21 protein-coding genes, 1 tRNA gene, 1 pseudogene and 1 riboswitch (1 of these 24 cut by a window edge) are annotated in these 24,465 nt (G+C 65.0%); of the genes and pseudogenes, 6 read left to right on the top strand and 17 right to left on the bottom strand.

What is annotated here, in order from left to right; genetic code table 11:
* Positions 1–1,444: pseudogene (locus tag NJLHNGOC_RS04510) on the top strand (alpha-keto acid decarboxylase family protein); it begins 263 nt to the left of the window's first position.
* Between the two features lie 198 nt (positions 1,445–1,642).
* Here the strand turns inward: NJLHNGOC_RS04510 and NJLHNGOC_RS04505 are convergent.
* The 4 genes from NJLHNGOC_RS04505 to NJLHNGOC_RS04490 all read right to left on the bottom strand — a co-directional run bounded on the left by NJLHNGOC_RS04505 (position 1,643) and on the right by NJLHNGOC_RS04490 (position 7,322).
* Positions 1,643–2,893, bottom strand: a complete 1,251-nt coding sequence (locus tag NJLHNGOC_RS04505) for a S41 family peptidase (protein WP_239021325.1) — start codon at positions 2,891–2,893, stop codon at positions 1,643–1,645.
* A 49-nt stretch (positions 2,894–2,942) separates the two neighbouring features.
* A complete protein-coding gene (locus tag NJLHNGOC_RS15855; protein WP_165837838.1) occupies positions 2,943–3,212 on the bottom strand; it encodes a hypothetical protein in 270 nt (89 codons plus the stop codon).
* 292 nt (positions 3,213–3,504) lie between these two features.
* Complete coding sequence (locus NJLHNGOC_RS04495; protein ID WP_113595287.1) at positions 3,505–6,180, bottom strand: ATP-binding protein; 2,676 nt, start codon at positions 6,178–6,180, stop codon at positions 3,505–3,507.
* The gene (locus tag NJLHNGOC_RS04490; RefSeq protein ID WP_113595286.1) at positions 6,177–7,322 is read right to left on the bottom strand and encodes a metallophosphoesterase family protein; all 1,146 of its coding nucleotides are present in this window, start codon (positions 7,320–7,322) and stop codon (positions 6,177–6,179) included. The genes NJLHNGOC_RS04495 and NJLHNGOC_RS04490 overlap by 4 nt, the downstream gene beginning before the upstream one ends.
* A gap of 217 nt (positions 7,323–7,539) precedes the next feature.
* Here NJLHNGOC_RS04490 and NJLHNGOC_RS15850 point away from each other — a divergent pair, with 217 nt between their 5' ends.
* A complete protein-coding gene (locus NJLHNGOC_RS15850) occupies positions 7,540–7,713 on the top strand; it encodes a hypothetical protein (RefSeq protein ID WP_165837841.1) in 174 nt (57 codons plus the stop codon).
* Between the two features lie 124 nt (positions 7,714–7,837).
* On the opposite strand, the gene NJLHNGOC_RS04480 is transcribed toward NJLHNGOC_RS15850, so the two are convergent.
* Both NJLHNGOC_RS04480 and NJLHNGOC_RS04475 read right to left on the bottom strand, forming a co-directional pair.
* Positions 7,838–8,845 carry a phosphotransferase enzyme family protein gene (locus tag NJLHNGOC_RS04480; RefSeq protein WP_239021324.1) on the bottom strand — a complete coding sequence of 336 codons (1,008 nt, stop codon included), beginning with the start codon at positions 8,843–8,845 and terminating at the stop codon, positions 7,838–7,840.
* Positions 8,846–8,938: 93 nt separating this feature from the next.
* The gene (locus NJLHNGOC_RS04475; protein ID WP_456306355.1) at positions 8,939–10,396 is read right to left on the bottom strand and encodes a carbohydrate porin; all 1,458 of its coding nucleotides are present in this window, start codon (positions 10,394–10,396) and stop codon (positions 8,939–8,941) included.
* A 286-nt stretch (positions 10,397–10,682) separates the two neighbouring features.
* Here NJLHNGOC_RS04475 and moaB point away from each other — a divergent pair, with 286 nt between their 5' ends.
* On the top strand, positions 10,683–11,231 hold the full coding sequence (gene moaB, locus NJLHNGOC_RS04470; RefSeq protein WP_113595283.1) for a molybdenum cofactor biosynthesis protein B: 549 nt from the start codon (positions 10,683–10,685) through the stop codon (positions 11,229–11,231).
* A gap of 50 nt (positions 11,232–11,281) precedes the next feature.
* Complete coding sequence (locus NJLHNGOC_RS04465; RefSeq protein ID WP_113595282.1) at positions 11,282–11,854, top strand: DJ-1/PfpI family protein; 573 nt, start codon at positions 11,282–11,284, stop codon at positions 11,852–11,854.
* Between the two features lie 133 nt (positions 11,855–11,987).
* On the opposite strand, the gene folE is transcribed toward NJLHNGOC_RS04465, so the two are convergent.
* From folE to metZ, 3 genes are all read right to left on the bottom strand, one after another.
* Entirely contained in the window at positions 11,988–12,602 is a 615-nt protein-coding gene (gene folE, locus NJLHNGOC_RS04460) for a GTP cyclohydrolase I FolE (RefSeq protein WP_110528716.1), read from the bottom strand.
* A 60-nt stretch (positions 12,603–12,662) separates the two neighbouring features.
* On the bottom strand, positions 12,663–13,073 hold the full coding sequence (gene apaG, locus NJLHNGOC_RS04455) for a Co2+/Mg2+ efflux protein ApaG (protein ID WP_113595332.1): 411 nt from the start codon (positions 13,071–13,073) through the stop codon (positions 12,663–12,665).
* Between the two features lie 86 nt (positions 13,074–13,159).
* On the bottom strand, positions 13,160–14,362 hold the full coding sequence (gene metZ, locus NJLHNGOC_RS04450) for an O-succinylhomoserine sulfhydrylase (RefSeq protein WP_113595331.1): 1,203 nt from the start codon (positions 14,360–14,362) through the stop codon (positions 13,160–13,162).
* Between the two features lie 141 nt (positions 14,363–14,503).
* A riboswitch (SAM riboswitch) is annotated at positions 14,504–14,584 on the bottom strand.
* 161 nt (positions 14,585–14,745) lie between these two features.
* On the opposite strand from metZ, the gene NJLHNGOC_RS04445 reads away from it, so the two are divergent.
* Positions 14,746–14,819, top strand: a tRNA-Gly gene (locus NJLHNGOC_RS04445).
* Positions 14,820–14,862: 43 nt separating this feature from the next.
* Here NJLHNGOC_RS04445 and NJLHNGOC_RS04440 read toward each other — a convergent pair.
* A complete protein-coding gene (locus tag NJLHNGOC_RS04440) occupies positions 14,863–15,390 on the bottom strand; it encodes a hypothetical protein (protein WP_338045542.1) in 528 nt (175 codons plus the stop codon).
* 90 nt (positions 15,391–15,480) lie between these two features.
* Between NJLHNGOC_RS04440 and NJLHNGOC_RS04435 the strand changes: the two genes are divergently transcribed.
* On the top strand, positions 15,481–15,693 hold the full coding sequence (locus tag NJLHNGOC_RS04435; protein WP_110560408.1) for a DUF1653 domain-containing protein: 213 nt from the start codon (positions 15,481–15,483) through the stop codon (positions 15,691–15,693).
* A 168-nt stretch (positions 15,694–15,861) separates the two neighbouring features.
* On the opposite strand, the gene NJLHNGOC_RS04430 is transcribed toward NJLHNGOC_RS04435, so the two are convergent.
* The 7 genes from NJLHNGOC_RS04430 to NJLHNGOC_RS04400 all read right to left on the bottom strand — a co-directional run bounded on the left by NJLHNGOC_RS04430 (position 15,862) and on the right by NJLHNGOC_RS04400 (position 24,206).
* Positions 15,862–16,557, bottom strand: coding sequence for a PqiC family protein (locus NJLHNGOC_RS04430; RefSeq protein WP_113595281.1), 696 nt, complete (start codon positions 16,555–16,557; stop codon positions 15,862–15,864).
* Positions 16,554–17,507 carry an MlaD family protein gene (locus NJLHNGOC_RS04425; RefSeq protein ID WP_113595280.1) on the bottom strand — a complete coding sequence of 318 codons (954 nt, stop codon included), beginning with the start codon at positions 17,505–17,507 and terminating at the stop codon, positions 16,554–16,556. The genes NJLHNGOC_RS04430 and NJLHNGOC_RS04425 overlap by 4 nt, the downstream gene beginning before the upstream one ends.
* A 5-nt stretch (positions 17,508–17,512) precedes the next feature.
* Positions 17,513–18,274 carry an ABC transporter ATP-binding protein gene (locus NJLHNGOC_RS04420; protein WP_239021333.1) on the bottom strand — a complete coding sequence of 254 codons (762 nt, stop codon included), beginning with the start codon at positions 18,272–18,274 and terminating at the stop codon, positions 17,513–17,515.
* A gap of 85 nt (positions 18,275–18,359) precedes the next feature.
* On the bottom strand, positions 18,360–19,496 hold the full coding sequence (locus tag NJLHNGOC_RS04415) for an ABC transporter permease (RefSeq protein ID WP_239021332.1): 1,137 nt from the start codon (positions 19,494–19,496) through the stop codon (positions 18,360–18,362).
* A gap of 284 nt (positions 19,497–19,780) precedes the next feature.
* Positions 19,781–20,851, bottom strand: coding sequence for a hypothetical protein (locus NJLHNGOC_RS04410; RefSeq protein WP_113595277.1), 1,071 nt, complete (start codon positions 20,849–20,851; stop codon positions 19,781–19,783).
* On the bottom strand, positions 20,848–21,588 hold the full coding sequence (locus NJLHNGOC_RS04405) for a 2OG-Fe dioxygenase family protein (protein WP_113595276.1): 741 nt from the start codon (positions 21,586–21,588) through the stop codon (positions 20,848–20,850). The genes NJLHNGOC_RS04410 and NJLHNGOC_RS04405 overlap by 4 nt, the downstream gene beginning before the upstream one ends.
* The gene (locus tag NJLHNGOC_RS04400) at positions 21,585–24,206 is read right to left on the bottom strand and encodes a mechanosensitive ion channel family protein (protein ID WP_113595329.1); all 2,622 of its coding nucleotides are present in this window, start codon (positions 24,204–24,206) and stop codon (positions 21,585–21,587) included. The genes NJLHNGOC_RS04405 and NJLHNGOC_RS04400 overlap by 4 nt, the downstream gene beginning before the upstream one ends.
* Between the last annotated feature and the right edge of the window lie 259 nt (positions 24,207–24,465).

Raw genomic sequence — 24,465 nt, 5'->3', positions numbered from 1 at the left:
GGCGGGGCCTATGCCGAAAACCTGCCGGTCATCCTGATTTCAGGCGCGCCCAATTCCAACGATGTCGGCAGCGGGCATNATCCTGCACCACACGATCGGCACGCCGGATTATTCCTACCAGCTGGAAATCGCAAAGCGCCTGACCTGTGCTGCCGTCTCCATCACGTCCGCGACCGAGGCGCCGGCGCTGATCGATCATGCGATCCGCACCGCGCTGCGTGAGAAGAAGCCGGCCTATATCGAAATCGCGTGCAATGTTTCCGCAGCCCCCTGTGCCCGTCCCGGCCCGGCGAGCGCCGTGCTGGCGGAGGTGCCGTCGGATGCCGCGACCCTGACGCAGGCGGTGGAGTCCCTGACCCGCTTTATCGATAGCCGCAAGAAGCCGGTCCTGCTGATCGGCAGCCGCCTTCGTGCTGCCGGGGCGGAGGAGGCAGCCATCAGGCTGGCGGACGCGCTGGGCTGTGCGGTTGCGACCATGGCGGCGGCCAAGAGCTTCTTCCCCGAGGACCATCCCGGTTATGTCGGCACCTTCTGGGGCGATGTCAGCAGCCCCGGCGTGCGCCAGATCTTCGACTGGTCGGATGGCATCATCGCGCTGGCCCCGGTGTTCAATGATTATTCCACCGTGGGCTGGACGGCGTGGCCGCGTGGCGAAAACGTCGTGGTGGCCGATGGGCGGCATCTTGCGGTGGAGGGCATGGCCTTTGACGGCATCCATCTGCGCGATGTGCTCGATGGCGTGACGAAGGCGTGGGGGACGCGTCCGAAAAAGGACACGACGATCACGGAATTCCACCGCATCCACAAGCCCGCGGCCCCGGTCGCGGCGGCCGATCCTTCCGCGCCGCTGGTGCGCGCGGAAATGGCGCGCCAGATCGGCGGCGTGCTGACGCCGCAGACCAGCCTGATCGCGGAGACGGGGGATTCCTGGTTCAACGCCATCCAGATGAAGCTGCCGCATGGCGCGCGCGTGGAGCTGGAGATGCAGTGGGGCCATATCGGATGGTCGGTGCCCGCCACCTTCGGCTATGCCGTGGCGGAACCGGAACGCCGTGTTGTCCTGATGGTGGGTGACGGGTCGTTCCAGCTGACGGCGCAGGAAGTGGCGCAGATGGTGCGGCTGAAGCTGCCGGTGCTGATCTTCCTGGTCAATAACCGTGGCTACACCATTGAGGTGCAGATCCATGATGGCCCGTACAACAACATCAAGAACTGGGATTATGCCGGCCTGATGGAGGTCTTCAACGCGGAGGACGGCAAGGGCCTCGGCTTTAAGGCGACCACGGGCGGGGAACTGGAACAGGCGATCAGAAAGGGACTGGCCAATCGTGAAGGCCCGACCCTGATCGAATGTGTCATCGACCGCGACGACTGCACCAGCGACCTGATTTCGTGGGGACGCCGCGTGGCCAATGCCAACGCCCGCCCGCCTGAAAACCAGTAATCGCAATCGCGGACGCCATCATGACGGGAGGGGGCCTTGCGCCCCCTTCTTTTTTATCGCCCGTGAGACATCGAGCAAAACGGGAAGAAGTTTTTGGTGAAGCTTTTTTCAAAAAGCTTCGAAAGACGCCGCCTTTTTGAAAAAAGGTGACGCCCAAAAAACTTTTGTTTCTATCAGTGGATTGCCTGGGACATTCCCTTACGAAGCATGAAGCGCCCGCAGGCCCGCGTTCAGGATATCCCCACCCTCCGGCACGCAGATGTCGGGCTGCATCTTCCACCGTGGCCGCCCCGCCGTATCGTAAACCGGTTCCGCCGAATACTGGGCCTGTATCCCCGTACGGTCGAGGCATATGGGAAATACCGCGGCGCCCAGGCCCATCATGGGGGTGCCCACCACTATCGCCCGGCCGATGTCGCGCATGCCCATGGGAAATCCCTCCGCCATGCTGGCGCTCCAGTGGTTTGTCAGGACAACGACGGGACGGCTGTAGGTGAACGGCCCCGCTGGTTCGACGGTTTCCGTCCATGACGGGCCAAGATGGCTGCCGTCGCGGCGTCGCATCATCGCATAGGGTTTCGGCGTGTCGATGAAACGGCCCATGATCGGTCGGGCGATCGCCGTATCGCCGCCCCCGTCATATCGCACGTCAATCACCAGCCCGCCGGTATCGCGCAGCGCCATCAGCGCGTCATCGAAATCCCGCACGACCTTTTCATCGCCAAAACCGCGAATGGCGATATAGCCGATATTGCCCGCAAGGCGCCGCCATTCCACGTCGGGTTTTGCGGCCGTTTTCCTGACCGGCAGGCTGACCGGCCGTGGGGCCTCTCCCTGTCGTTCAAGCAGCAGCGTGCGGCCCTGGCCGACCCGTCCGGCCACCGCGACATTGGCGACATATGTATCCGCGTTCCTGTCGGGGCCGCGCAGGCATCGGGGCATCAGGTCGCGCATGACCTGCCCGGCGGGGCGGCCATCGATTGCCGCGATCACGTCCCCGGCGCGCAGCCCGGCGGCGGAGGCCGCGCTGTCTTCCGCCACGGCCTCGATCCTGATCCTGTCGGCCTGCCTGTTTGCCATAAGGTCATAAAGCGGCCAGCGCGGCATTCCGTCCGATGGTTGCGACAGGTGGGTATGCGCATCGTACAGTTCCGCCAGCACCCGCCGCACGATGTCGGCAAAGGCATCGGTGGAGGTGGCGCGCACAGCCATCGGGCGGTACAGCGCGCGCACCCGGTTCCAGTCCGTCTGCTTGTCGGAAAAGAAGCAGTAACGTTGCGCCAGCGTTGACCACAACTCGTCGAAATCCTCGACAAAGGTGACATCGTGCGGGGGCTCGGCCGCACGAACCGTCCGGCCCGCAAGACAGGTCGCCGCCGCACAGAGGCCGGCATGCAGGAAGGTCCGCCGCTGCGGCCCGCGCCCTTCGTCCGGGGGGCGCTGCGTCACGCCACGGGCCACGGAAAGCGGGAATATTGCGTGTCCATCATCATGCCGTTCATTGTGATTTTGGCCCACCGGAGCGGGAGCGGGAATGGGAAAGCCGGGCTTTTCGCCAGCCACGAAACCTGTCCCACAATCCCCGCATGCCATGACCGGGGGTGCGACCCGGTCCCGTGGCGGTCTGGCGGGAATGCGTGTCCTTCGCATCGCGCGACGTGACCATGACAAGGATGACGAGGACGATCGAAATCAGGGAAGTCTCTGCCCGGGGGTGGCGTTCCTGTCCGGACAGGATGTGCAGGGCGGATTGGGAAACGTAATTCATGATCCCCGAACCTGATGGATGCTGGGCTGGCGTCGAGATGACGGGACCAGAAATATCGCGCAATTCCGGCACTGGCAACAATATGCGTCTGGCGTCCGGGAGGATGCCTGAAAACAGTTCCGGATCAGGATGACAGACGTTTTCGGGTGCCGCCTTTTTTTAAAAGACGTCGTCCTTTCGAAGCTTTTTGCAAAAGGCTTCACCAAAAACCTTTCATGATTGCCGGGCGTCTCAAGGGGCGGTTTTTGATCCCCCCTGATGACAGGCAGTTACCGCCCCGGCAGGGTGCCTGTCATTCGGAAACCACGCTCAGGCGGCGCGCGCCAAGGCCGGCGAACTGTTCCGCCCGGCATGTCAGGATGATGATCTGCATGCGCTGCGACATTTCGGTCAGGATATCGAACATCCGCTCCATCCGGCCGCTGTCGGAAAATGTCAGCGCGTCATCCAGGATCACCATCGCATGCTGCCCGCGCGTATGCAGCAGGTCCGCCATCCCCAGCCGTGCCAGCACCGCGATCTGTTCGCGCGTGCCATCCGACAGGTCCCCGAACTGTTCATGCGTGTTGCGCGTCATGGCGGTAATGGAAAAATCCTGCCCGAGCGTGACCTGCGCCTTGGGGAACAGGCCGCGCAGGGCCGGTTCCATGGCGCGTGTCAGCGGGGCAAGATACTGTTCCGTCGCTTCGCGCGCCGTGGTGGCCAGCGTATCGGCCAGCAGTGTCAGGATTTCGACCTGCCGCGCGCATTCGGCGCGTTCGCGGGCATGTCCGTCACGCAGGCGTTCCTGCCCCGCGATCCGTTCGTCGAGCCCGTCGCCCTCGGCGATTTCGATGCGGCTCGACAATGCCGCGATGCTCTGGCGCAGTTCGCCCACGCGCGTGCGCCGATCCTCCAGCGCGCGTTCCAGACGGCTGATCTTGGCGTCCACCATGGCCTCCTCCACGTCGGGGTAGTCGGCCTCGCACGCGCGCACGGCGCGTTCGGCCGCATCGCGCGCGGCCTGTGCCGCGTCCCGCCGGGCCGACAGGGCCTCGTCCGGCTGGCTTACGCGTTCGGCCGCCAGTTCGCGGGTGACCTGTTCAAGCTGCTGCGTCGCCTGCTCCAGCTCCGTTTCGTGGCGCGTCAGCATGTCGCGCGCCTGCCGGTTTTCGCCATCAGGGCGCAGCAGGGCGGCACGCGCGGCCTCCACCCGTGCCTCCGCCGCACTGACGGCGGCCTGCGCATCGGACAGGGGAGGGAGCGTGGCCGCGGCATCGTTGTCTTCCACCCCGGCAAGCTGACGGTCCAGATCCATGATCCGCGCCTTTGCCGTCGCCAGCGCGGCCGCCGCGTCGGTCATGTCGGCAGGCAGCAGGTGGATCTGTTTCTTGCGCGCGTCGCTGACGGCGCGTTCGGCCTGACGCCATGCGGCGTGCGCATCCAGCGCCTGCGCCATGTCATCGCATCCGGCCCGCGCCAGCAGTTGCGCCAGTGCCTCGCGCGCCTGCGTCCGGGCGGCCAGGGCACGGTCACGGTCGCTGTCGCCCGGCGGCTGGATGCGGATGTCGCCAATGCCCGCGATATGCAGGGTCGTCGCCGTCGTGATTTCGACCGCCGCGCCAGACTGGACGACATCATTCTGGACGACATCGTTCAGGGGGACGCCATTGATGCTGACCTGCCGCGCCATGTCCGGCAGCAGCCCGAATTCCAGCCGCGTGGCATAGGCCCTGCACTGCGCCGTCGCGCGGTCCGCCGCCCGTTCCGCTGCGCGCAGGCGATCGATCATCGCGTCATCGACCCGGCATGTCGCCAGATGCACCTCCGCCTGCGCCACGTCGCGCGCCGCGTCCTCCAGCCGGGTGACAAGGGTGATGGCGTCGGCCCGTTCGCGATGCCACAGCCCCGCCTGTTCGCGCCGCCTGACGCGCGCATGCACCTCACGCGCATCGCGAAGCTGCGTCATCGCGCGGTCAAGGTCGTGCTGGCGTTCGGCATGTGCCTGTTCCGCGCGGGCAAGGCGCTGTCGCGCCGCCTCCATCGCGCCGCGCAGTTCGGTAGCGCGGGCGCGCAGCTGCTGCTGGCGCGTCTCCAGCGTGGCGCGGCGGGTGATGTCCTCTTTCACAAGGTCCAGCGCCCCCTGCGCCACGCGCACCTCCGCCTGCGCCGCGCGAAGGCGGCCGGCATGCTGGTGCAGGCGTTCGCGCTCGTGCCGGGCCTGCGCCAGGTCGGCCATCTCCTGCTCGTGGCGGGTGGCGTCGTCGGCATGGTGCAGAAGGCGGCGCTGTTCCGCCAGCGTTTCGATGTCGTCCTCCAGCACGCGGCGGCGTTCCACCAGGCGGGCGATTTCCGCGATGGCGGCCTCTTCCTCCGCGATGGCGCTTTTGTATCGTCCCCGGGGATGGCCGCGCCCGTCCAGCAGGACGGCGCGTTCCTCCCGCACGGTCGCAAGCAGCCGCGTCGCCTCCGCCCCGCCGGTGATGTTGCCCAGTTCGCCCTCAAGGCAGGCGGTCAGGCGGTCTCCGGCCCGGCCGCTCAGGTCGGGCTGGCGCAGGCTATCGCCCTGCGTGACCCACAGCGCGCTCCAGATGCTTTTAGCTTCTCCGCGTGCCTGTGCTTCCAGCCCCATGATCTGCTGCAGTTGTTCCTCTGCATCGTTATTACGGAATGTTTCTCCCCCGATCTGCAGGGTCATGGATGAGCGTGACAGGAAACGCTTTTCCATCTGGCACGACATGTCGCCGATGCTGAAATCGACGCGCACCGTCGGCCCCGCCCCGCGATCGGACAGCGGCAGCAGGTCCCGGACGGGTTGGCTGGTCGACGAATAGCGCAGCAGGAACGCCGCGCGCAGTGCGGCCAGCAGGGTGGATTTCCCGAATTCGTTGCGCGCCGCCAGCACGTTCAGCCCCGGCCCCAGCCCACACAGCCGCGTGGGGGCGATGAATTTGCGCAGCTGCGCGACCTCGAGCCCATGCAGGATCATGATGCATCTCCCTTGCCGCCGGGGGCCGCATGCACCGCAAGCGCCAGACGGCGCAGGGCGGCGACCGCGATGTCGCGCTGTTCCTCCGGCCCGGTGGCCGCGCGTTCCGACAGCAGGCGCGCGGCCTCGCGCACCGCGCCCGTCCCGAACAGGTCGAGGTCATCGGCACGCGGCAGCAGGGTTGGTTCCCCGTCCACGCGCAGCAGCCGCAGGGCGGAGGACAGGGCGTCGAGCGTGTTCTGGTAGGCCTGCAGGTCCTCCAGCGACAGGGCGCCGCGCACCGACAGCCAGACCAGAACGCGCCCGGCCTCCTGCGGGTCGATGTTGCGCAGGCGGTGTTCCAGCGCCGCGATGTCCTGCGTCCCGGTCAGGGTGGCGCTGTCGCGATGCCAGACGAAGCGGCCCACGCGATGGGACGTGACCTCCGGCCGGGCATTGGGACCGGCAAGCTCCACCACGAGGGCGTTTCCCCCGCCATCGCCGCCCCGGTCGAATCCGTCGATTTCGGGGGTGCCGCTGTACCATGTGCGTTCGTCGATGCGCTGCATCCCGTGCCAGTCCCCCAACGCGAGGTAGGACAGCCCCGCCTGCCGCGCGCGGTCGATGGCGATGCGGTTGGGGTTGTGCGCCGTATCGCCGAAATCGCGCACCGACCCGTGGGCGAGTCCCACGCGGATGACGCCGGGTGGCGTCTGCGCGGTATCCATGTCCGCCGTGGGGTCGGTCGCGACATGGCGGCGTTTCAGGCCGCCGGGAATGACCCATGCCGTCCCTGCCGGGTCCATCGGCGTGGCCTGTCCGTCCAGATGGGCGGTCACGTTGTCCGGCAGCCCGATGGCGCGCAGCCGGTCCCAGATGCCGCCGGGCACGTGCGGGTCATGGTTTCCCGCGATCAGGTGCCAGCACAGGTCGGGGAACTGCCGCATGCGTTCGATCGGCTGGCGCAGGGTGCGTTCGACCGGGATTTCATGGTCATAGATATCGCCCGCCACGACCACGGCCGCAGCCCCCTGCGCGCGCGCAAGCTGGCCCAGGCGGCCGATCACCTCCAGCCGCTGGTCCTGCAGGACGGATTGCGTGTCGTCGTCGGCAAAGCGGAACACCTTGCCGATCTGCCAGTCGGATGTGTGAACAAAGCGCATGGGCGGAGTTATCACCAGCCATCAGCGCGTCACAAGCGGCATGGGAAAGCCGGAGTGTCTGTAAACAAAAATGTGATCGACGCCGCAAAGATAAATTTGAACTATGGCCTTGCTGCCTCAATCTGGTCATATATGACGATTAAGTAATAATTAGCGGTCGCCGATACCCGCCGCGTATGTAACTTTATGCTTCAGCACGATGATGGAACACGAAACGATGCCTTCAGTGACTGACACGCTTATCAAGCCATCTTCGCATCCCGGCGCGCCTGCCCTGTCTTCCGACGACACGACCGCGCGTTCGCAGAATGTGCGTTCCATTCACCTCAGTCATCGCCGCGCGCTGCTGGATTATGCCCGCACGCTCGATTGTTCCGCCGAAAGCGCCTGATTCTCCCCACCCGTCAGGACCGGCATGGCCTGTGTGCCCCTGTCGTGATTGGGTAACATCGCTGCCGGGATCGGTGAATGACATGGATCACCCGTGATCCGCTGTCCGATTCCCTTCGCCGCCATCATCCCGCGATGGTCCGCGCCAGCCGTTCCGCCAGATAATCCCGACATAATGTCACGCTACGTGCGTTCCAGCCTGGACCCAGTGCCCTGACCTGCGCGGTTTCGGCGTGGGAGGCACCCCATGCCATCAGCTGTATCCGCCGCTGCGCGATCAGGGCGGGCAGGATGGACAGGTCGGCCTGCCCCAGACGCGCGATGGTCTCGTATCCACGGATCCAGTGTCCGATCCAGCGGGGCACGTGGGGATGGTCCTCGAAAAAGCTGATCGCGGCGGCAAGGTCCTGCATGAACCAGCTGAAGCCGCAATCGTCAAAATCGATGATGTGCGTGGCCTCCCCCTCGATCAGCAGGTTCGCCAGCCGCAGGTCCGCATGGATCAGGCCGAAACGCTCCGCCCCCTGTCCATACTCCGCCAGTTCGGCACCAATCCGCTCCACGGCGTGGGCGATCACGTCATGCGACGTCCTGTCCAGGCCACGTGCCTCCTGCCACCGTCCCCACGGGGCGTCCGGCCCGACCATCGTGGCATGCGTCCATGCCCTGCGCCGGAATCCGGGCGGGCGACTCCACTGGCGGCTGTGGCGGTGCAGGCGCGCGGTGATGCGGCCAAGGCGGGCAAAGCTGGCCGGATCGATATCGGCGGTGGGCTGCGTTCCCGCGATCCAGTCGAACATGACGACATGTCGGCCCGCCACGCCAGGAGGGGCGACATGATGCAGCCATTCCCCATCCAGCCCCCGGACCGGAACGGGCGTGCGAATCCCGTCGCGGCGCAGGCTGTCGAGCCATGCGAGTTCGCTGCGGATTTCGTCGGCATCGTGATATCCCGGCCGGTGCACCCGCAGCACGCGCCTGCCGCCATCGGGCAGGTCAACGCGGTAGGTGGCATTTTCCGACAGGCATAACAGGCGGGGCGTGCCCCGGCAGCTTTCGGGATACAGGGCCATGGCGGCCCCGGCGATGGCGTCGGGATCGTCCATGGCGGGCATGCGGGCGGCGTCTGTCATGATGCCGCCTTATACAGGCCTGACGCGCCGGTCACGTATTTCCGTGGCGGATTCGCAGGATCTGCCCGTATCGCGCGATTATGCGTCGCGCGATTATAGGATGCAGTTGAACTGCAACGCCATGACCGCGGCGTCGTGATAGGTCGTCGTGCCGCCCGGACGGTTGATGTACTGGAAATCCGGCTGGAAGCTCATGCCGCGTGCAGCATGGATGTTGTAGAACAGTTCATAGACATCCTCATGCGTCTGGATGCCCCATGCCGCGCCCCACTGGTTCGACAGCAGGGGCTGTCCCGTCAGCATGGAGGATTCCTGCTGCAACACGGAGGAACGGCTCATCTCGAAATAATGGAACATCGCGCCCATGGTATCGAGGGGACGGCCCCATTTCGCGCCGGTTTCGATCATGCCCGCCCACGCATGCTGCTTCATGGCGGATACCTTGCCCGACGTGTACATGTAACCGGCCATGCCGATCAGGCCGTTCGTCGGCCCCTTGCCATTGCGCATGATCATCTGGTCCGCCTGGAACCATGCCGTGCTGACGCCGGATTCCTTGCGGAAGGGCAGGCCGGTCCTTACCGCCGAACCGCCGTTGATGTCCTGGTACAGGTCGTTGTACTGCGAATTGTCATAGCCATATCCCGCCTTGTAATGACCGGCGAGGTGATGGGGCCCGAATTCCGGCAGCCAGCCGATTTCCACCGGGGTGGAGAAATGTCCAAGCCCGCTCTGCGCCCAGGCCCAGCCGGAGATGCCGCCGTTAAAGGCATGGGGCGAGACGGCGAACATGGACGCCATGATATAGGTATCGACGGTCGGCATGACGCGCATCACGACGCCAAGGTTGCCCGAGGGCCAGTCACGGCCACCCGGTACATACTTGCCCGGCGCGGGATTTCCGCAGATCGACACGTTCATGAAGTTACAGAACAGCGGTGATGCGGCAAAGAAGCTGCCGACCGGAATCCAGCCCGCGCTGATGTCCAGCCGGTTATGGAACAGCGACTGTTCGGCGTACATATAGACCAGATGCGCCACGACGTTACCACGCGCGCCGTAAATCTGCTGGACCCCGCCAAGGGAATCATGAATGTATTCGGTGCTGAGGTTCGTGCCATGACCATTGACGATCATGGTGTGAGTCCAGAAATTCTTCAGCCCCGCCAGCTTGTTCCAGTCGATGTCGATTTCCACGCCCGTCTGCCCCGCATCGGTGACGCCCTGCTTGGCGCCGCCGCGGAAGTTCCCGGCCAGTTCCTCATGCTCGTCCGCGGCGATGTGGATGCCGTGCCTGACCAGCCATGGCTGCAGGCCCAGCCAGCTTCCGAAGAAGTGCTGGTCGCCATAAGGCGCGCTGAAGAACTGTCCCGGATCCTGCGCCCAGGCGGAGTCCGTGCGCCGTGCATTGGCTGCCATCATGGGCTGGGTGCCGATTCCACCCATGCTGTCACCAGGAAGGGCCTGCGCGGACGCGGGCTGCCGAAATGCAAAAAGTGCCAGAAAAGACAGCGCGATGGGGGCAAGAAAGAATGGAATTGTTCTGATCATCCGCGCATCCGTAGCATATTTCATATCGAATATGAACCTTGGACAGTAGATTTTATGAAAATTAATTTATTCTGAAATAATATGATGCATAATCTCACGCAATATCTGAACTGTAAAAATATTTCGTTGTCACGAAAGAGACAGTTTTTTTGTGCAACGCACAAATATTGGGGAAAGTTATTTTTAAACTTCCGCTTTGGTCATGTTTATATAAAAAGAATGTGACGGACTTCATCCTCTCAGATCGACGTTGACGAATGGTGCGGGGCGGAGCGAAAATCGCGCCATGTCTCGACTGGATATGAAAAAACCCTTCCTGCCGGTGCGCATCGCGGTGCTGACGGTGTCCGATACCCGCACGCTGGCGGATGACCGCTCGGGCGATATCCTGGCCGAACGGATCGCCACGGCGGGCCATCACCTGGCGGCGCGCGCGATCGAACGCGATGACGTGGACGCCATCGCCGTGCTGCTGTCGCAATGGATTGCCGATCCGCAGATCGACGTGGTGATTTCCACCGGCGGCACAGGCGTTACCGGCCGCGACGTCACGCCCGAAGCCTTCGAACGCGTCATCGACAAGCGGATCGAGGGATTTGGCGAACTGTTCCGCATGCTGTCGTACCAGAAGATCGGGACTTCCACCATACAGTCGCGGGCGCTTGCGGGGGTGGCGGAGGGCACGTACCTGTTCGCGCTGCCGGGATCGACGGGCGCGGTGCGCGACGGGTGGGACGACATCCTTGTCTGGCAGCTCGATAGCCGCCACGTGCCCTGCAACTTTGTCGAGCTGATGCCCCGCCTGCGCGAACATCTGCCGGCCGGGCACGACTGATCCCCCGCCGCTCTGCCGCCCGCGATGACCCTGAAACGGAGGCTTCCGAAATGGTGAAAAAACTCCTTCTGCTGGCTGGTGACTATGTCGAGGACTATGAAATCATGGTCCCGTACCAGGCGCTGAGCATGCTCGGCTATCAGGTTGATGCCGTCTGTCCGGGCAGGAAGAAGGGCGATCACGTCCTGACCGCGATCCATGATTTCGAGGGCGCGCAGACCTACAGCGAAAAGCCCGGCCATCGCTTTGCCCTGACGGCGACATTCGATGACGTGCGGCATGAGGAATATGCCGGGCTGGTCATTCCCGGCGGGCGGGCACCGGAATATCTGCGCCTTGACGCGCGGGTGATCGCGCTGGTGCGTGCCTTTGCCGACCGGCCCGTGGCCGCGATCTGCCACGCGGCACAGCTGCTGGCGGCGGCGCGGGTCATTGCGGGCCGCACGGTGTCCGCCTATCCCGCCTGCCGTCCCGACGTGGAACTGGCGGACGGGATCTATGCCGATATCGCGATTGACGCGGCCGTCACCGACGGGCTGCTGGTGACGGCCCCGGCATGGCCCGCCCATCCGGCATGGCTGGCGCAGTTCATCGCCGTCCTAGGCGCGCGGGTTGAAATCTGACCGGCCCTCATCAGGGGGAGTGATGGAAAGGTAACGGAAGTTCTTGGGTGCCGCCTTTTTTCAAAAAGGCGGCGTTCTTACGAAGCTTTTTGCAAAAAGCTTCACCAGAAACTTCTTTAACGATGATGGTCGCCTAGACCCCGCCGGTAACGCCGGGACGGTTCAGGATCGACAGGAATTCGCGCCGCGTGTCCGAATTGCTGCGGAACGTGCCCAGCATGCGGCTGGTGACCATGGACACGCCGGGGCGATGCACGCCGCGCGTCGTCATGCACTGGTGCGATCCCTCGATCACCACGCCCACGCCACGGGGCTGCAGCACGTCGTTGATGGTATTGGCGATCTGCGCGGTCAGGCGTTCCTGAATTTGGAAACGCTTGGAATAGGCATCGACGACGCGCGCCAGCTTTGAAATGCCCACCACGCGCTTGCGCGGCAGATAGGCGACATGCGCGACGCCGACGATGGGCACCATGTGGTGTTCGCAATGGCTTTCAAAGCGGATATCGCGCAGCAGCACCATCTCGTCATAATCCTCCACCTCGGAAAAGGTGCGGGTCAGGAGATCGACCGGATCCTCGGCATAGCCGCAGAAAAATTCCTCGTACGAACGGACGACGCGCGATGGCGTGTCATGCAGGCCCTCGCGTCCGGGATCTTCGCCGGCCCAGCGCAGAAGCGTGCGCACGGCATCTTCTGCCTCCTCACGCGTGGGGCGGTGCAACGGGGCGGTATCGGTGGGGGTCATTGCTGTTCTGTCTTGTTCTCGCGGGCCGTCCCCTTTGCGCGGGCGGCGCGGGGCGGGGGGTCAGTGGACGATTGCGGTGTGGTGCGGGCTGTCGAGGCTGAAGGAAGGGATGCGCACGTCGAAATGCTTGTGCGTGCCGAGCAGGATCATGTGATAGGTCCCGCCCATGAATCCCGTGGGGGTTTCCAGCGCCGCGCCGGACATATATTCGAAACAGCCATCGGCGTCGATCACCGGCTGTTCCCCCACGACCCCGTCGCCCTGCACGCGTTCCACGCGGCCCTGCCCATCGACGATATGCCAGCTGCGGCGCAGAAGCTGTATGGCCGCGTTCCCGTGATTTTCCACCCGGATGCGATAGGCCCAGACAAACCGCCGCTCCTCCGGTTCCGACTGGTCATCCAGCCAGAACGTCTGCACCAGCACCCGCACGTCGCCTGTCCGTGCCTCGTAACACGGTGTGTTCTCCATGGCGGCGGCCAGCGCGGATTCCGGATCATGTCCGGGGGGCGGGGGAAACGGCTTGTCTTGGGCCATAGGATGCTCCGGGCTGTGACTCAGCGCGCGGCGACGGCACTCAGGCCGCGACGCAGGTCGTCAATCAGGTCCTCCGCATCTTCCAGTCCAACGGAAAAGCGGATCGTGCCATCGGTAATGCCAAGGCGCGCGCGCTCCTCCGGCCCGATTTTCATATGGGTGGTGGTCGCCGGATGCGTCACCAGCGAACGCGCGTCGCCCAGGTTGTTCGAGATGCAGATCAGACGCAGCGCATTCATGAAGGCAAAGGCCCCCGCCTTGCCGCCCGCGACCTCGAACGCCACCAGGGTGGAGCCCGCGCTCATCTGCTTCATGGCGAGTTCGTGCTGCGGATGGTCGGCGCGGCCGGGATAGAAGACGCGCGTGACCTGCGGGGCGGAGGCGAGGAAGTCCGCCACCCGGCCGGCGTTCGCGGTCATCGCGTTCACCCGCAGCGACAGGGTCTCCAGACTCTTGAGCATCACCCACGCGTTAAATGGCGACAGCGTGTTGCCCGTGTTGCGCACGAACGGGCGCAGCACGTCGTCAAGCCATTCCTTGCGGCCCAGCACCGCCCCGCCCAGCGTGCGCCCCTGTCCGTCGATATGCTTGGTGCAGGAATAGACGACGACATCGGCGCCCAGTTCCAGCGGCTTCTGGTACAGCGGGGTGGCAAAGACGTTATCGACCACCACCAGCGCCCCGGCCTTGTGCGCAAGGTCGCAGATCGCGCGGATGTCGAGGATGTCGAGCATCGGGTTCGACGGGCTTTCGAGCAGCACGGCGCTGGTCGGTTCCGACAGGGCGGCGGCCCATGCCGCGTGATCCGCGCCATCGACGAACACCGTCTTCACCCCATAGCGGGGCAGGAGTTCGGCCACGATCCAGTGGCACGACCCGAACAGGGCACGCGACGCGACCACGCGTTCGCCCGCCCGCACCTGCGCCAGAAGGGCGGACGACACGGCCCCCATGCCGGTGGAGGTGGTGACGCAGTCCTCCGCCCCTTCCAGATCCGCAAGGCGGCGTTCCAGCGCGGTTACGGTCGGGTTGGTGATGCGGCTGTACTGGTAATGCTGCACATCGCCCAGAAAGGTCGCTTCCGCCTGCTCGGCACTGTCATAGACAAAGCCCGACGTCAGGAACAGCGCCTCGCTCGTTTCGCCATAGGGGGTGCGTTCCTCGCCCGCATGAAGCAGGCGCGTCGCCGGACGCCATTCGGAAGGGGTGGAGTTCTCAGTCATGATCGTCAGGATTCCCAAACCAGAAAATCGTCAGAAACACCGAAAGGACAAGCGCCTGGACCGGAATAGGGGGTGGAATGTCCGGCACCAGGTTCCTTCGGCAATGGATCGTCCGGCCGTGGAAACCATGACACCAGCGCCCTGTGGCGGTATCAGGCCTCTTTAGCGCGTCTGTTTAACCTCGCCGCAAGCCGGCCGAATCAAATCACGAGGGCACCGCCCCCGTCTTTCCGGGCCTGCGGGACAGGGACGGTTATTGCGGATTGCACCCGCCTTCGTCAACCACCGGGGACAGGGCACCGGGGATGGGGGGCGGCCTGTCGCCAGCGGGCATGCCACAACGATTGCATCGCGCGCGGGCGTCGGTTATAGGAAGGCGGCACGCGGGTGTAGTTCAATGGTAGAACGGCAGCTTCCCAAGCTGCATACGAGGGTTCGATTCCCTTCACCCGCTCCAGCATCTTTCATGGATATCCGTTGGCCTGTCAGGCTGCCCTGTCCTATCGTCCCGTCGCGGGCGGGGGCGGAGAGGGCGTGGCCTGCGTATCGACATAGGTGGTGCCGTTCCAGATCCAGCGGTCGCCGTCATCGACCAGCAGGTCATGCATGTCACCGTGGGTCTGTGCCATGATGCGCACGGGGCCGCTCAGCGAATCAAGGACGCAGCTCCACCTGTCGCCACGGCGCAGGAAAACCGACGTCGAACATCCCGCCGATCCGCACAGGCTGGGGGATTGCAGCTGCACGAACAGCGCCATGTCTCCCGCATTGTCCGATAATGGCCCCGATGCCGTCAGTACGACCGGATGTTCGCCGCGTGCATGCGCGTCACGCAGGTCCTGTGCCTGCAGCTGCCGCGCCTGCCGGTCCAGGTCGGTGCCGGGATGCTGCGCCAGCACCACCGTCGCGCCACGATCCGCCCGCGCATGGGCCGGGGGACATGCCCCGAGCAGCAGCGTCGCAGCCACGGCCCACCATGTGACGGGGCGGCGCGGACATGACGGCAGGTGACGTGGGCGGCAGGACATGCGACGGATATCTCCCTGTTTTTCAGGTCATCGGACGGCGGACATGAAAGGCCGTCCATTTCATGATGCAATGAAGGAGACACGATGCAAATGGTTGCACCCGCACATCCCGCCCCGGGGCTTTACCGTCATTACAAAGGGGGACTTTACACTGTCATCTGCGTCGGCCGTCATAGCGAGACGGAAGAGTGGCTGGTGACCTACCGCAGCGAAGCACGCGGCGATTACTGGGTCCGCCCGCTGGAGATGTGGATGCAGGAGGTAAATGGCGTGCCGCGTTTCGCACCCGTCACCCCTGACTGAAGCGAAAGGCGCAGTCTGAAAACAACCTGCCGATAGAGAATAATAAAAGTTTTTTGGGTGTCGCCTTTTTTCAAAAAGGCGACATCTTTCAAGGCTTTCTGGAAAAAACTTCACCAAAAACTTTTATGAATTCAGGGTATTACCAGGCCGATATTTTCAAACAGTCCTTTACGCAGGCGGGTTGGCGCCGCCCGCGCGATGGTGGGTGGCATGCGTCGTGGGCAGCGTGGCGTGCGGCCAGCTTGCCGCGATCTTGTCACTCAGCTGATCCAGCAGGGATTCCGTCGTCTCGGCAACATGATTGTTGCTGCCTGCCCCGCTGCCGGTGGTTTCGATATGGGTGCGGTTGCGCTGGATGGGCTGGTGCAGGTCCTGCGGGATGATGGACCAGTCGGCATTCAGCGCGGCGGCCCCGTTACGGCTGACGTCAAGGCGGCTGATGTTGATGGCAAGGCGCCATGTCGGGGGCTGCGGCTGGGGCTGGTCCGTGACAAAGCGGTCGGGCCATTTCTGCGCCAGGCGCGCGGTGACCAGATCCGTGGCGCCCACCGACAGGCGGCTTGCCCAGCGGCCGAGGGAGCTGCGTTCGATTTCATGCCCGTCGCGCACAAGGATGTCCTGCCCGTCGAGGTAATCGGGGATGCGCGCGTGCTCCACCTCGATCACGGTGGTGGAGTCGGTGACCGGGGACACGCTGCCGCTGGGCGAGGTCGCGCCGGTGGCGATGGCGGATGCGCCCAGCGTATAGAACTTCACCGGCGCGGAAGAACACGCCGCCAGCAGCGAGGCCGATACGATCAGTCCCCCCACGGCGCGACAGGTGGCCATGCGGCGGGAAAGGAAAACAGGCAGGCACGAGATCATTGGCTGCGTCCCATCAGCAGGAGTTGCGGGTTACTTTCGACTTCATTGGCGAACCCGCGCAACCCGTAGGCGGCGTCGGTCACGTCACGCATCGTTTCGGCCAGGTGGATCTGCTCCGCCGACTGGGGCGACATCAGCTGCCGCACCCCCACCATGGTTTCATGCGCCTGCACCAGCGTCTGGTGCGTGTTGGAGATCAGTTCGCGCAGTTCGGCGCGCCGGGCATCCATCTGCTGCGACCCGGTGGTCAGCATCCGGTCCATGGCCGTCAGGGTGGCGGCCCCGCGCGTCCTGGCATCGGTCAGCGCCGCGCGGATGGTGACCACCGCGACATGGCTGCGTTGCGAGGTCTCGCGGATGCTGGCGATCATGGGCGGCAGGTCGGCATGCAGGTCCCCGGCAAGCTGGCGTATGCTGGCCACCGCCGTGCGGATGTCATGCTTCAGCTTTTCCATCGTCGGCGCGCCCAGTTCCCCCTTCAGCTGCTGCAGCGTCGTCTGCCCCACCGGGATTTCCGGCAGGGACGACAGGCCCGGATGCATGCGCGCGGGCGTGTTGGGGGAAAAGTCGAGGTCGATTTCCGACTGCCCCGTCACAAAGCTGTGCAGCACCATGTCCGCGCGCATCCCGTCGGCCACCAGCACGGGAATGTCCGGCAAATCCGCGCCGCCGGGGATCTGGCGCGCCGAAAACACGATATTGACGGAGGTATAGGTGCGATGGATCGTCGGATCGACGCTGATCCTGATGCTTTCGACCGCGCCGACCGGAATGCCCCGGAAATTGACGGGGGAGCCGACATCAAGGCCCGCCGTCGAATCCTCGAACACGACCACGGCCTCGCGCATGGGATGAAGGAACGGGATATCCCCGCGCGCCAGCAGGACCGCCACCCCCACGAAGGCCGCGCCCAGCACCAGTGCGCCGATGACTGTCTGTCTGGCGGGCATGGCCCCTACCTGTCCCCGTCGCTGGTGGGCGCGGTGCGTTCGCGGTGCATGAAGGCATGGACCATCGGATTGTCGCAGTGATCGCGCATCCACGTGGGGGACCCGTGGGCGATCGCCGTCTTGGAATCCGGGTCGAGGAAGATGCCGTCATCGGCGATGGCGAACAGGCTGGACAGTTCATGGCTGACCAGCACGATCGTCGCCCCCAGCCCGTCACGCAGGTTGAGGATCAGTTCATCCAGCCGGGCTGACGTAATGGGGTCCAGCCCGGCGGAAGGTTCGTCAAAGAACAGGATGTCCGGGTCCAGCGACATGGCGCGCGCAAGGCCCGCGCGCTTTTTCATCCCGCCGCTGAGTTCGGAGGGGAACTGGTCGATGGCATGCAGCATCCCCACCAGCCCGAGCTTGAGTTCGACCAGCTGGCGGATGGTATGCGGCTTGAGTGACGTGAACATCTGCATCGGCAGGGCCACGTTCTCGCCCACCGTCATCGAACTCCACAACGCGCCGCTCTGGAACAGGACGCCAAAGCGGCGGCCGATGCGCACCCGGTCCTGATCCCCGCCCGCCCAGTAATTTTCCGTCCCGACAAGGTATTCGCCCTTCGCCGGGCGCAGCAGGCCGATCATGCTCTTGAGCAGGGTGCTCTTGCCGCAGCCCGACCCGCCCATGACGGCAAAGATGCTGCCACGCTTCACGTCGAAGGAGATGTCGTGCTGGATCACCTTTGGCCCGAAGGCGAGCGTGACGTCGCGCACCGACAGCATCGTTTCGGCAGAGGTATTCTGCGAAGGATCGACAGGCTGTGATGTCGAGGGCGCCGTATTCGGGGACGTGTCTGCGTTCATCGGGTCAGATATCCATCACGTTGGCGATGACGGCGAATATGGCGTCGATGGCGATCACGCCCACGATGCCCACGACCACCGCGCGCGTCGCCGCGATGCCCACGTCCGCGGCACTGCGCCCGGCCTTCAGCCCGATGCGGCAGCTGGTCAGGCCGATGAAGCCGCCGAACACGATGCTCTTGATGAAACCGAACACGAACTGCGACAGCGCCACGGCATAGAGCGTTTCGTGGAAATAGCCCAGCGGCGTCACGTTCAGCATGATGTACGACACGCAGAACCCGCCGAACATGCCGATCAGGCAGCCATAAAGATACAGCAGCGGCATCGTCAGCACGAGGGCAAGGACCGATGGCAGGATAAGGTAACTGGAGACGGGAATGCCAAAGACATTCAGCGCGTCGATTTCCTCGTTCCCCTGCATGGTCGAAATCCGCGCGGCATAGGCGCCGCCCGTCCGGCCCGCCATGATGATGGCGGTCATGACGGCGGACATTTCGCGCACCATGGCGATTCCCACCAGGCTTGCGACATAGATGTCGGCCGCGAATTTATGCAGCTGCACCGCGCCGACAAAGGCAAGGATCGCGCCGACAAGGAAATTGACCACGCCCACGATCAGCAGCGCCGACGGTCCCGCCGCGCGCACGTCCGACAGCAGGTCGATGGTGCGCATCATCCCCTTGCCCATCAGCGCGCGCAGGCCGCCCTGGCCCGTGGCGACCCCCATTTCGGTGACGCAGCCGATTTCGTTGAGGGTATCGAGCGTGAACTGCCCCACCGCGGCGACCGGCGCGAAATGGTGGGGCGGCAGCGCATGCGCGTCGGGCGGGATTTCCGGCAGCAGGTCAAGCAGCTTGCGCGCTGAATCCGGCAGGGTGTCCGCCTTGACCGTTACATCGGCCAGCCGCGCGTCGCGCTTGAGTTCCCACAGGAAACTGATGAGCGAGGTATCCCATCGCCCCAGCCCGCTGGTGGAGAATTCAAGGGGTTTTCCCCTGGTGGCGCCATCAAGGCCATGGCCGGGAAAGTCGGGGGTGGTGCCCGTCTGAGCGATCCAGTCGCCAGACAATGTGATCAGGGTCCGGTTCGCCTCGGCCTGCAGATGCCATTGCGGCGCACCATTGACGGACGTGTTCACCAGCCTCTCCAACCTCAGGACCGCGCCTGCCACGGCATTGGGCAGGACACGCAGGGAACCCGCGCGGACAGGCAACAGGACCGCCATGCACCGGATGCCGCGTCCCGGAATGGGGGGACTTGACCCGATGCGCCGGTACGGATGTTCGCGGGGGCGTTCTCTTCCCATACCAGATGACCCGTCACGCACAAGGCCCGCTGCCGCGACGGAATGGTGAGCGTAGCGCATGGCTTGCCTCTTTTCCCCCGTGCCGCGCCGCCCAAAGGGCATGTGTCAGCACTGCATCAGGGCGTGCGCCATCCGTTGCGCACCAGTACGTGCGCATCCGCCCCGCCATCGCCGCCACGGGCGATGCGGCCCAGGTCGTCCATGATCCGGCGCGCCACCGACAGGCGGTAATGCAGGGGGTCCCAGAAATTGTCGCGATTGTCGACGATGGGGCCGGGGATGTCGAAATCCACCACCAGCGTGTCGGCCATGTCCGCCGTCATGGCGCTGATGGCCCTGCGGCACGCCAGCGCGCGCGTCATGCTGCGGCTGCCCGCCGGACCATGCAGCCAGGCGGAGGCCGGGGGAAACCACAGCAGGCGGCGCGTCCCGGGCGGCAGGCCCGACAGCATGGCGCGCAGCAGCCCGATGCTGTCGGGCGGGACCATGTCCGCCCCGGCGGGCGCGGGCGTCGGGTCGGGGGGCGTCCATGTGGCGAACGCCCGGTCGACGCGCGCGCGGTCATAACGGTCGTCCGGCGGGACGAAGCTGGTATATCCGTCCGTCCCGAAACGCTGTGGCTTTGCCCCGATCAGCCACAGGAACTGGTTCGCCGCCTCCTGCAGGGCGTAAAGGTCCGCCATGTGCAGGTATCCCGCCCAGCCGGAGCCGCCATACATCCATTCCGGCCACGGCCGGTTGGGGGAGGTCAGGTTTCCCGGCCGGTTGCGGCACCATGCGGCGTCGATATCGATCATCACCACGCGCGGATGCGGATGATGGCGCATGAACAGGTCCAGCATGCGCGCCTGTTCCCACGCGCTTGCGCTGTTCATGCCCAGCTGCGCGAAACGCGCGTCCAGCGCCCCGTCCAGCACGGCGGGCTGCATCAGGCGGGAGGTGGAGGTGCCCAGCATGACCGAATCGAATTCCGCCCGGCGCGCCAGCGCGGGCATGCTGTAACGGGCGTTGGTGGTGATGGGGATGCGCGGCAGCGGCGGCGAAAGCGGCAGCATGTCCCACGGATCGACCGTGACGATGAAACCGTACAGCGCCCCGCCAGTCAGCAGGATCGAGGCCAGCAGCGTCAGCGCGAAGCGGCGCCATGGTCCACCCGATGCCCCCGGATGGCCGGGCGGCAGGGTCATTGGTGGCGGAAAGTGACGACCAGGACGTCGCGATAGGCCGGGCGGGACGGGTCGATGGGACGCACCGCCGTAACCCCGTGATAGACGCGGTTGTCATCGACGATGGCCGCATCCATCGGCCGGTCCAGCATGAAGGTTCCCACCATGCGGCGTTGCAGGTCATGGATGGTGGTTTCGCCGGACATGACATTTTCACGCCGGATCATCAGCACCAGGACCCAGTCCACCCCGTCACGGTGCAGTCCCTCGGGCGTGGGATGCCCGGGCTGTTCCGACAGGGCCTCGATACGGAACTGATGGATTTCCGCGTGCCATGCCTCCGGCCGGCGTTCGGGCGGGGTCAGGTCGGTGACGATGCGATACATCAGCCGCACGATCGCCTGCATCGCGGAATGGGCGCCGATTTCCGGCTCCACCGCGCGGAACCAGCGTTCGATCCCGCCATTGAGCTCGTTGTAATCGCGGCTCTGGTAATGGGGCTGGTGCTTCTTGCGCCGCAGCCCGTCCTCGCCCACCGCGAACGTGGCGTGGCGACGGCGGCGGTAACGGCCGCCATCGGCCATGTAACGGTCGATCCCCAGCCGGTTCCAGCTTGCCGCGAAACTGTCCCAGTCACGCAGTCCGTAACGGGTCAGTTCCGCATGCATCCGTTCCGCCCCGACAAAGACGAACCCCTTCGCGCGCAGGGGCGCCTCCATCGTGGGCAGGATCAGGTCGGGACCGGCGGCAGGGGTCATTCGTGGGCCTTTGGACTCGGGCTGGCGGCAGGGGTGCCGGGGTTGGATGTCGCCCCATCATGCGGCACATCGGTCGCCTGTGTCACCTGTGCCGTGGGGGCCGCGTGAGGGTCGTCCGTGGCAGGGGCGCCGTGTTGCGCCGCCTGCTGCTGGGCCGGGCTGGGGGGAAAGACCATCTTCATGTCGCTGTGGACCTTCAGCCCGTCGGTGCCCGGCATGTTGCCCAGCATGCTGACCGCGGTCGGCATCGGGAACTTCACGCCTTCCTTGACCATCCGCCCGGTCAGGCGGCGGTAATATTCGCGATACACCTTCCACTTGGAACCCGGCGTGGTGCGGATGGAGCCAAGGAATTTCGCCCCGTTGCCATCCGCCTGCTCCACCCCGAGGAAGGAGAAGTCGGACTTGATCAGCGGCGCGAACTTCGGATCCTTGCGCATCTGCGCCAGTTCGTCATGCAGGATGGCCGCCACGCGGGACGGATCCTCGCTCAGGTCCAGCATGAAATCCACGACCACGAGGTTGTAATCGCGCGAGGTGTTCGCGATCGACGTGACCGAGGAGAACGGGATGATATGCAGGTCGCCGTTGACCGAACGCAGGCGCAGCGTGCGGATCGACAGATGCTCCACCGTGCCGGACACGCTGCCCGCGGTGACCCAGTCGCCAACCTGCATCGCATTTTCCACCAGCATGAAGAAGCCGGTGATGAAGTCCTTGACCAGGCTCTGCGCGCCGAAGGCCACGGCGGCACCCATGATGCCCGCACCCGTCAGCAGCGGGGCCACGTTGATGCCGATCTGCGACAGGGTGGTGACCGTCACGATCACGATGATGAAGGTCAGCAGCACCGTGCGGATGATCGGCAGCACCGTGCGCAGGCGACTGGCGCGGGAGGCCTGTTCCGAGGTCTCGAAGCGGTTGATCTGGCTCTGCAGGGCGGCGTTCGCCGCCTCCCACACCACGATGGCAACGGTATAGGCGACCATCACCGTCAGGATCGCGCCGATGATCTTGGTCCCGAGCGAGCCGTGGAGGAAGAAGGCAAAGGCGGGCAGGCCCCACGACTGCAGCAGGCACACGACCGTGGCAAAGGACAGCAGGAACGACAGCGCCCGCCGCGCATAGGGGTAGTAGTAATCCATCCGCGCCTGAAGGCCGGGATAGCGCTTTTCCGTCTGGGGCGAGATCTGGAACAGCTTATTCTGCACGCCAAAGGCGAGGATCGCAAACAGGCGCGCCAGCAGGATCACGATGATCGTCAGCGACAGCGTGCGCAGGATCCAGGCATAGCCGCCGCGAACCTGCGTCGCCCACACCAGCCACAGCGCGAAGTCGAAGAACATCGCCAGCACCCACCAGAAATGCACCATCCGGCCGACAAAGACCCAGAACGGCTTGTCCTGGAAACGCGCGGGCGGCTGAAGCGCCCCGGCCACATGCTTGCGGATGCGCCAGATGAAGATGGCGACCAGGATATGTTCGACCAGCACGACGGCGCGGATGATCGCCTCGGTCCCGCGCGCGGGCATGTCGAACACCCCGCCCAGCGTGGACAGGCAGATCACCAGCGAGGGCGCGGCGACAAGGAAGTTCCACCACCGCGTGACCATGCGCGCCGTGGCGTCGCTGGCGGTGCACAGGCGGATGGTGGGCGAACGCGGCACGAACACCATTTCCAGCAGCAGGTAGAGCGCCCGCGCGATGACATAGGCATTGGTCAGCGTCAGCGTCACCATCGCCGCCTGATGGGTGGAGGTCAGCAGCGCCGATCCGCCATAGCCGATGCCAAGGAACAGCGCCACCGGCAGCAGCTTGATCAGCAGGTGCAGGAGCGAGAAGGGGATGCGCGCGATGATGCGCAGGGTCTCGTGCTGCTGCTTGTCATCCTGCTGGCGGGTCTGTTCGGTCGCGCGCTCGTCGGCCGTTTCCTTCGATCCGTCGGCGGACAGGGTGGCGGTGGCCTGCGCGTCCTGCTGCGTGTCCTCGGCCCGGACATGCTGGTTCAGGCGGGCTTCCGTCGCGACGGCGCGCGCGGTCACCCCCGCCAGCGGCTTGCGCAGCAGCAGCGAAAAGCCATGTTCCGCCGCCAGCGCGAACAGCACGATGAGCGTGGCGCGGCCGGTCGCGTCAAGCAGGATCTGCCGCGAATCCGCGTTGCTCAGCGTGGAATGGACCCAGTGACCGACAAAGGCCAGATCCTTGAACAGCGCCATGAAATTCTGCGCCTGATGCAGGGCGATGTCGCGCGCATGCGTCAGTTCGTCAAGGAATTCGCTGCTGATGCTGTCGGGTTCCACCGAAACGTCGCTCGGCGCGGCCTTTGCCGCGGCCGGAGGGGGCGTGGGCGCCGGGGCGGCCGGCGCGGGCAGCCCCTTGGAGATTGCCTCCAGCGTCTTGGTGAATTCGGCGCGTTTCTGCGGGTCGTTCATGACCGACAGGACCTGCTGCGCCTGATCGGCGGTCATCTGCCCCTGTGCATGCCCCTGCGCGGCGTCGGCGGCGCGGGCGGAGCCCATGACGGAAAATAGCGTGAGGATGGAAAAGAGAAGTGCGAGGCACGCTCCCGCCCGGGACCGGCGCGGGGATGGGGGAACAGTCACGAAATCGGCGGGCATGCCTTTGGTCACCTCCTGCATCACGTCGTCATGTCGTTCCCGCGCCCGTCCCGTCCGCCTGCCATGACTGATGCATGGGCAGGGGCGTGGATAAAAGGGGCACGGGAACGCAACCCGGAATGACCGGGCAAAAAACTTACGCTATTTCAATGTATAAACAACTATAACGAAAATCGGCCATCACAGTTGCCTTCACCGTGGCGTTTTCATGATTTGTCATCATTCCGCAGGCGCGGGGCGACTGCGGACAATGACGTCA

Source organism: Novacetimonas cocois (assembly GCF_003311635.1).
Taxonomy (GTDB): Bacteria; Pseudomonadota; Alphaproteobacteria; order Acetobacterales; family Acetobacteraceae; genus Novacetimonas; species Novacetimonas cocois.
This window is presented reverse-complemented; position numbering and strand designations above follow the sequence as displayed.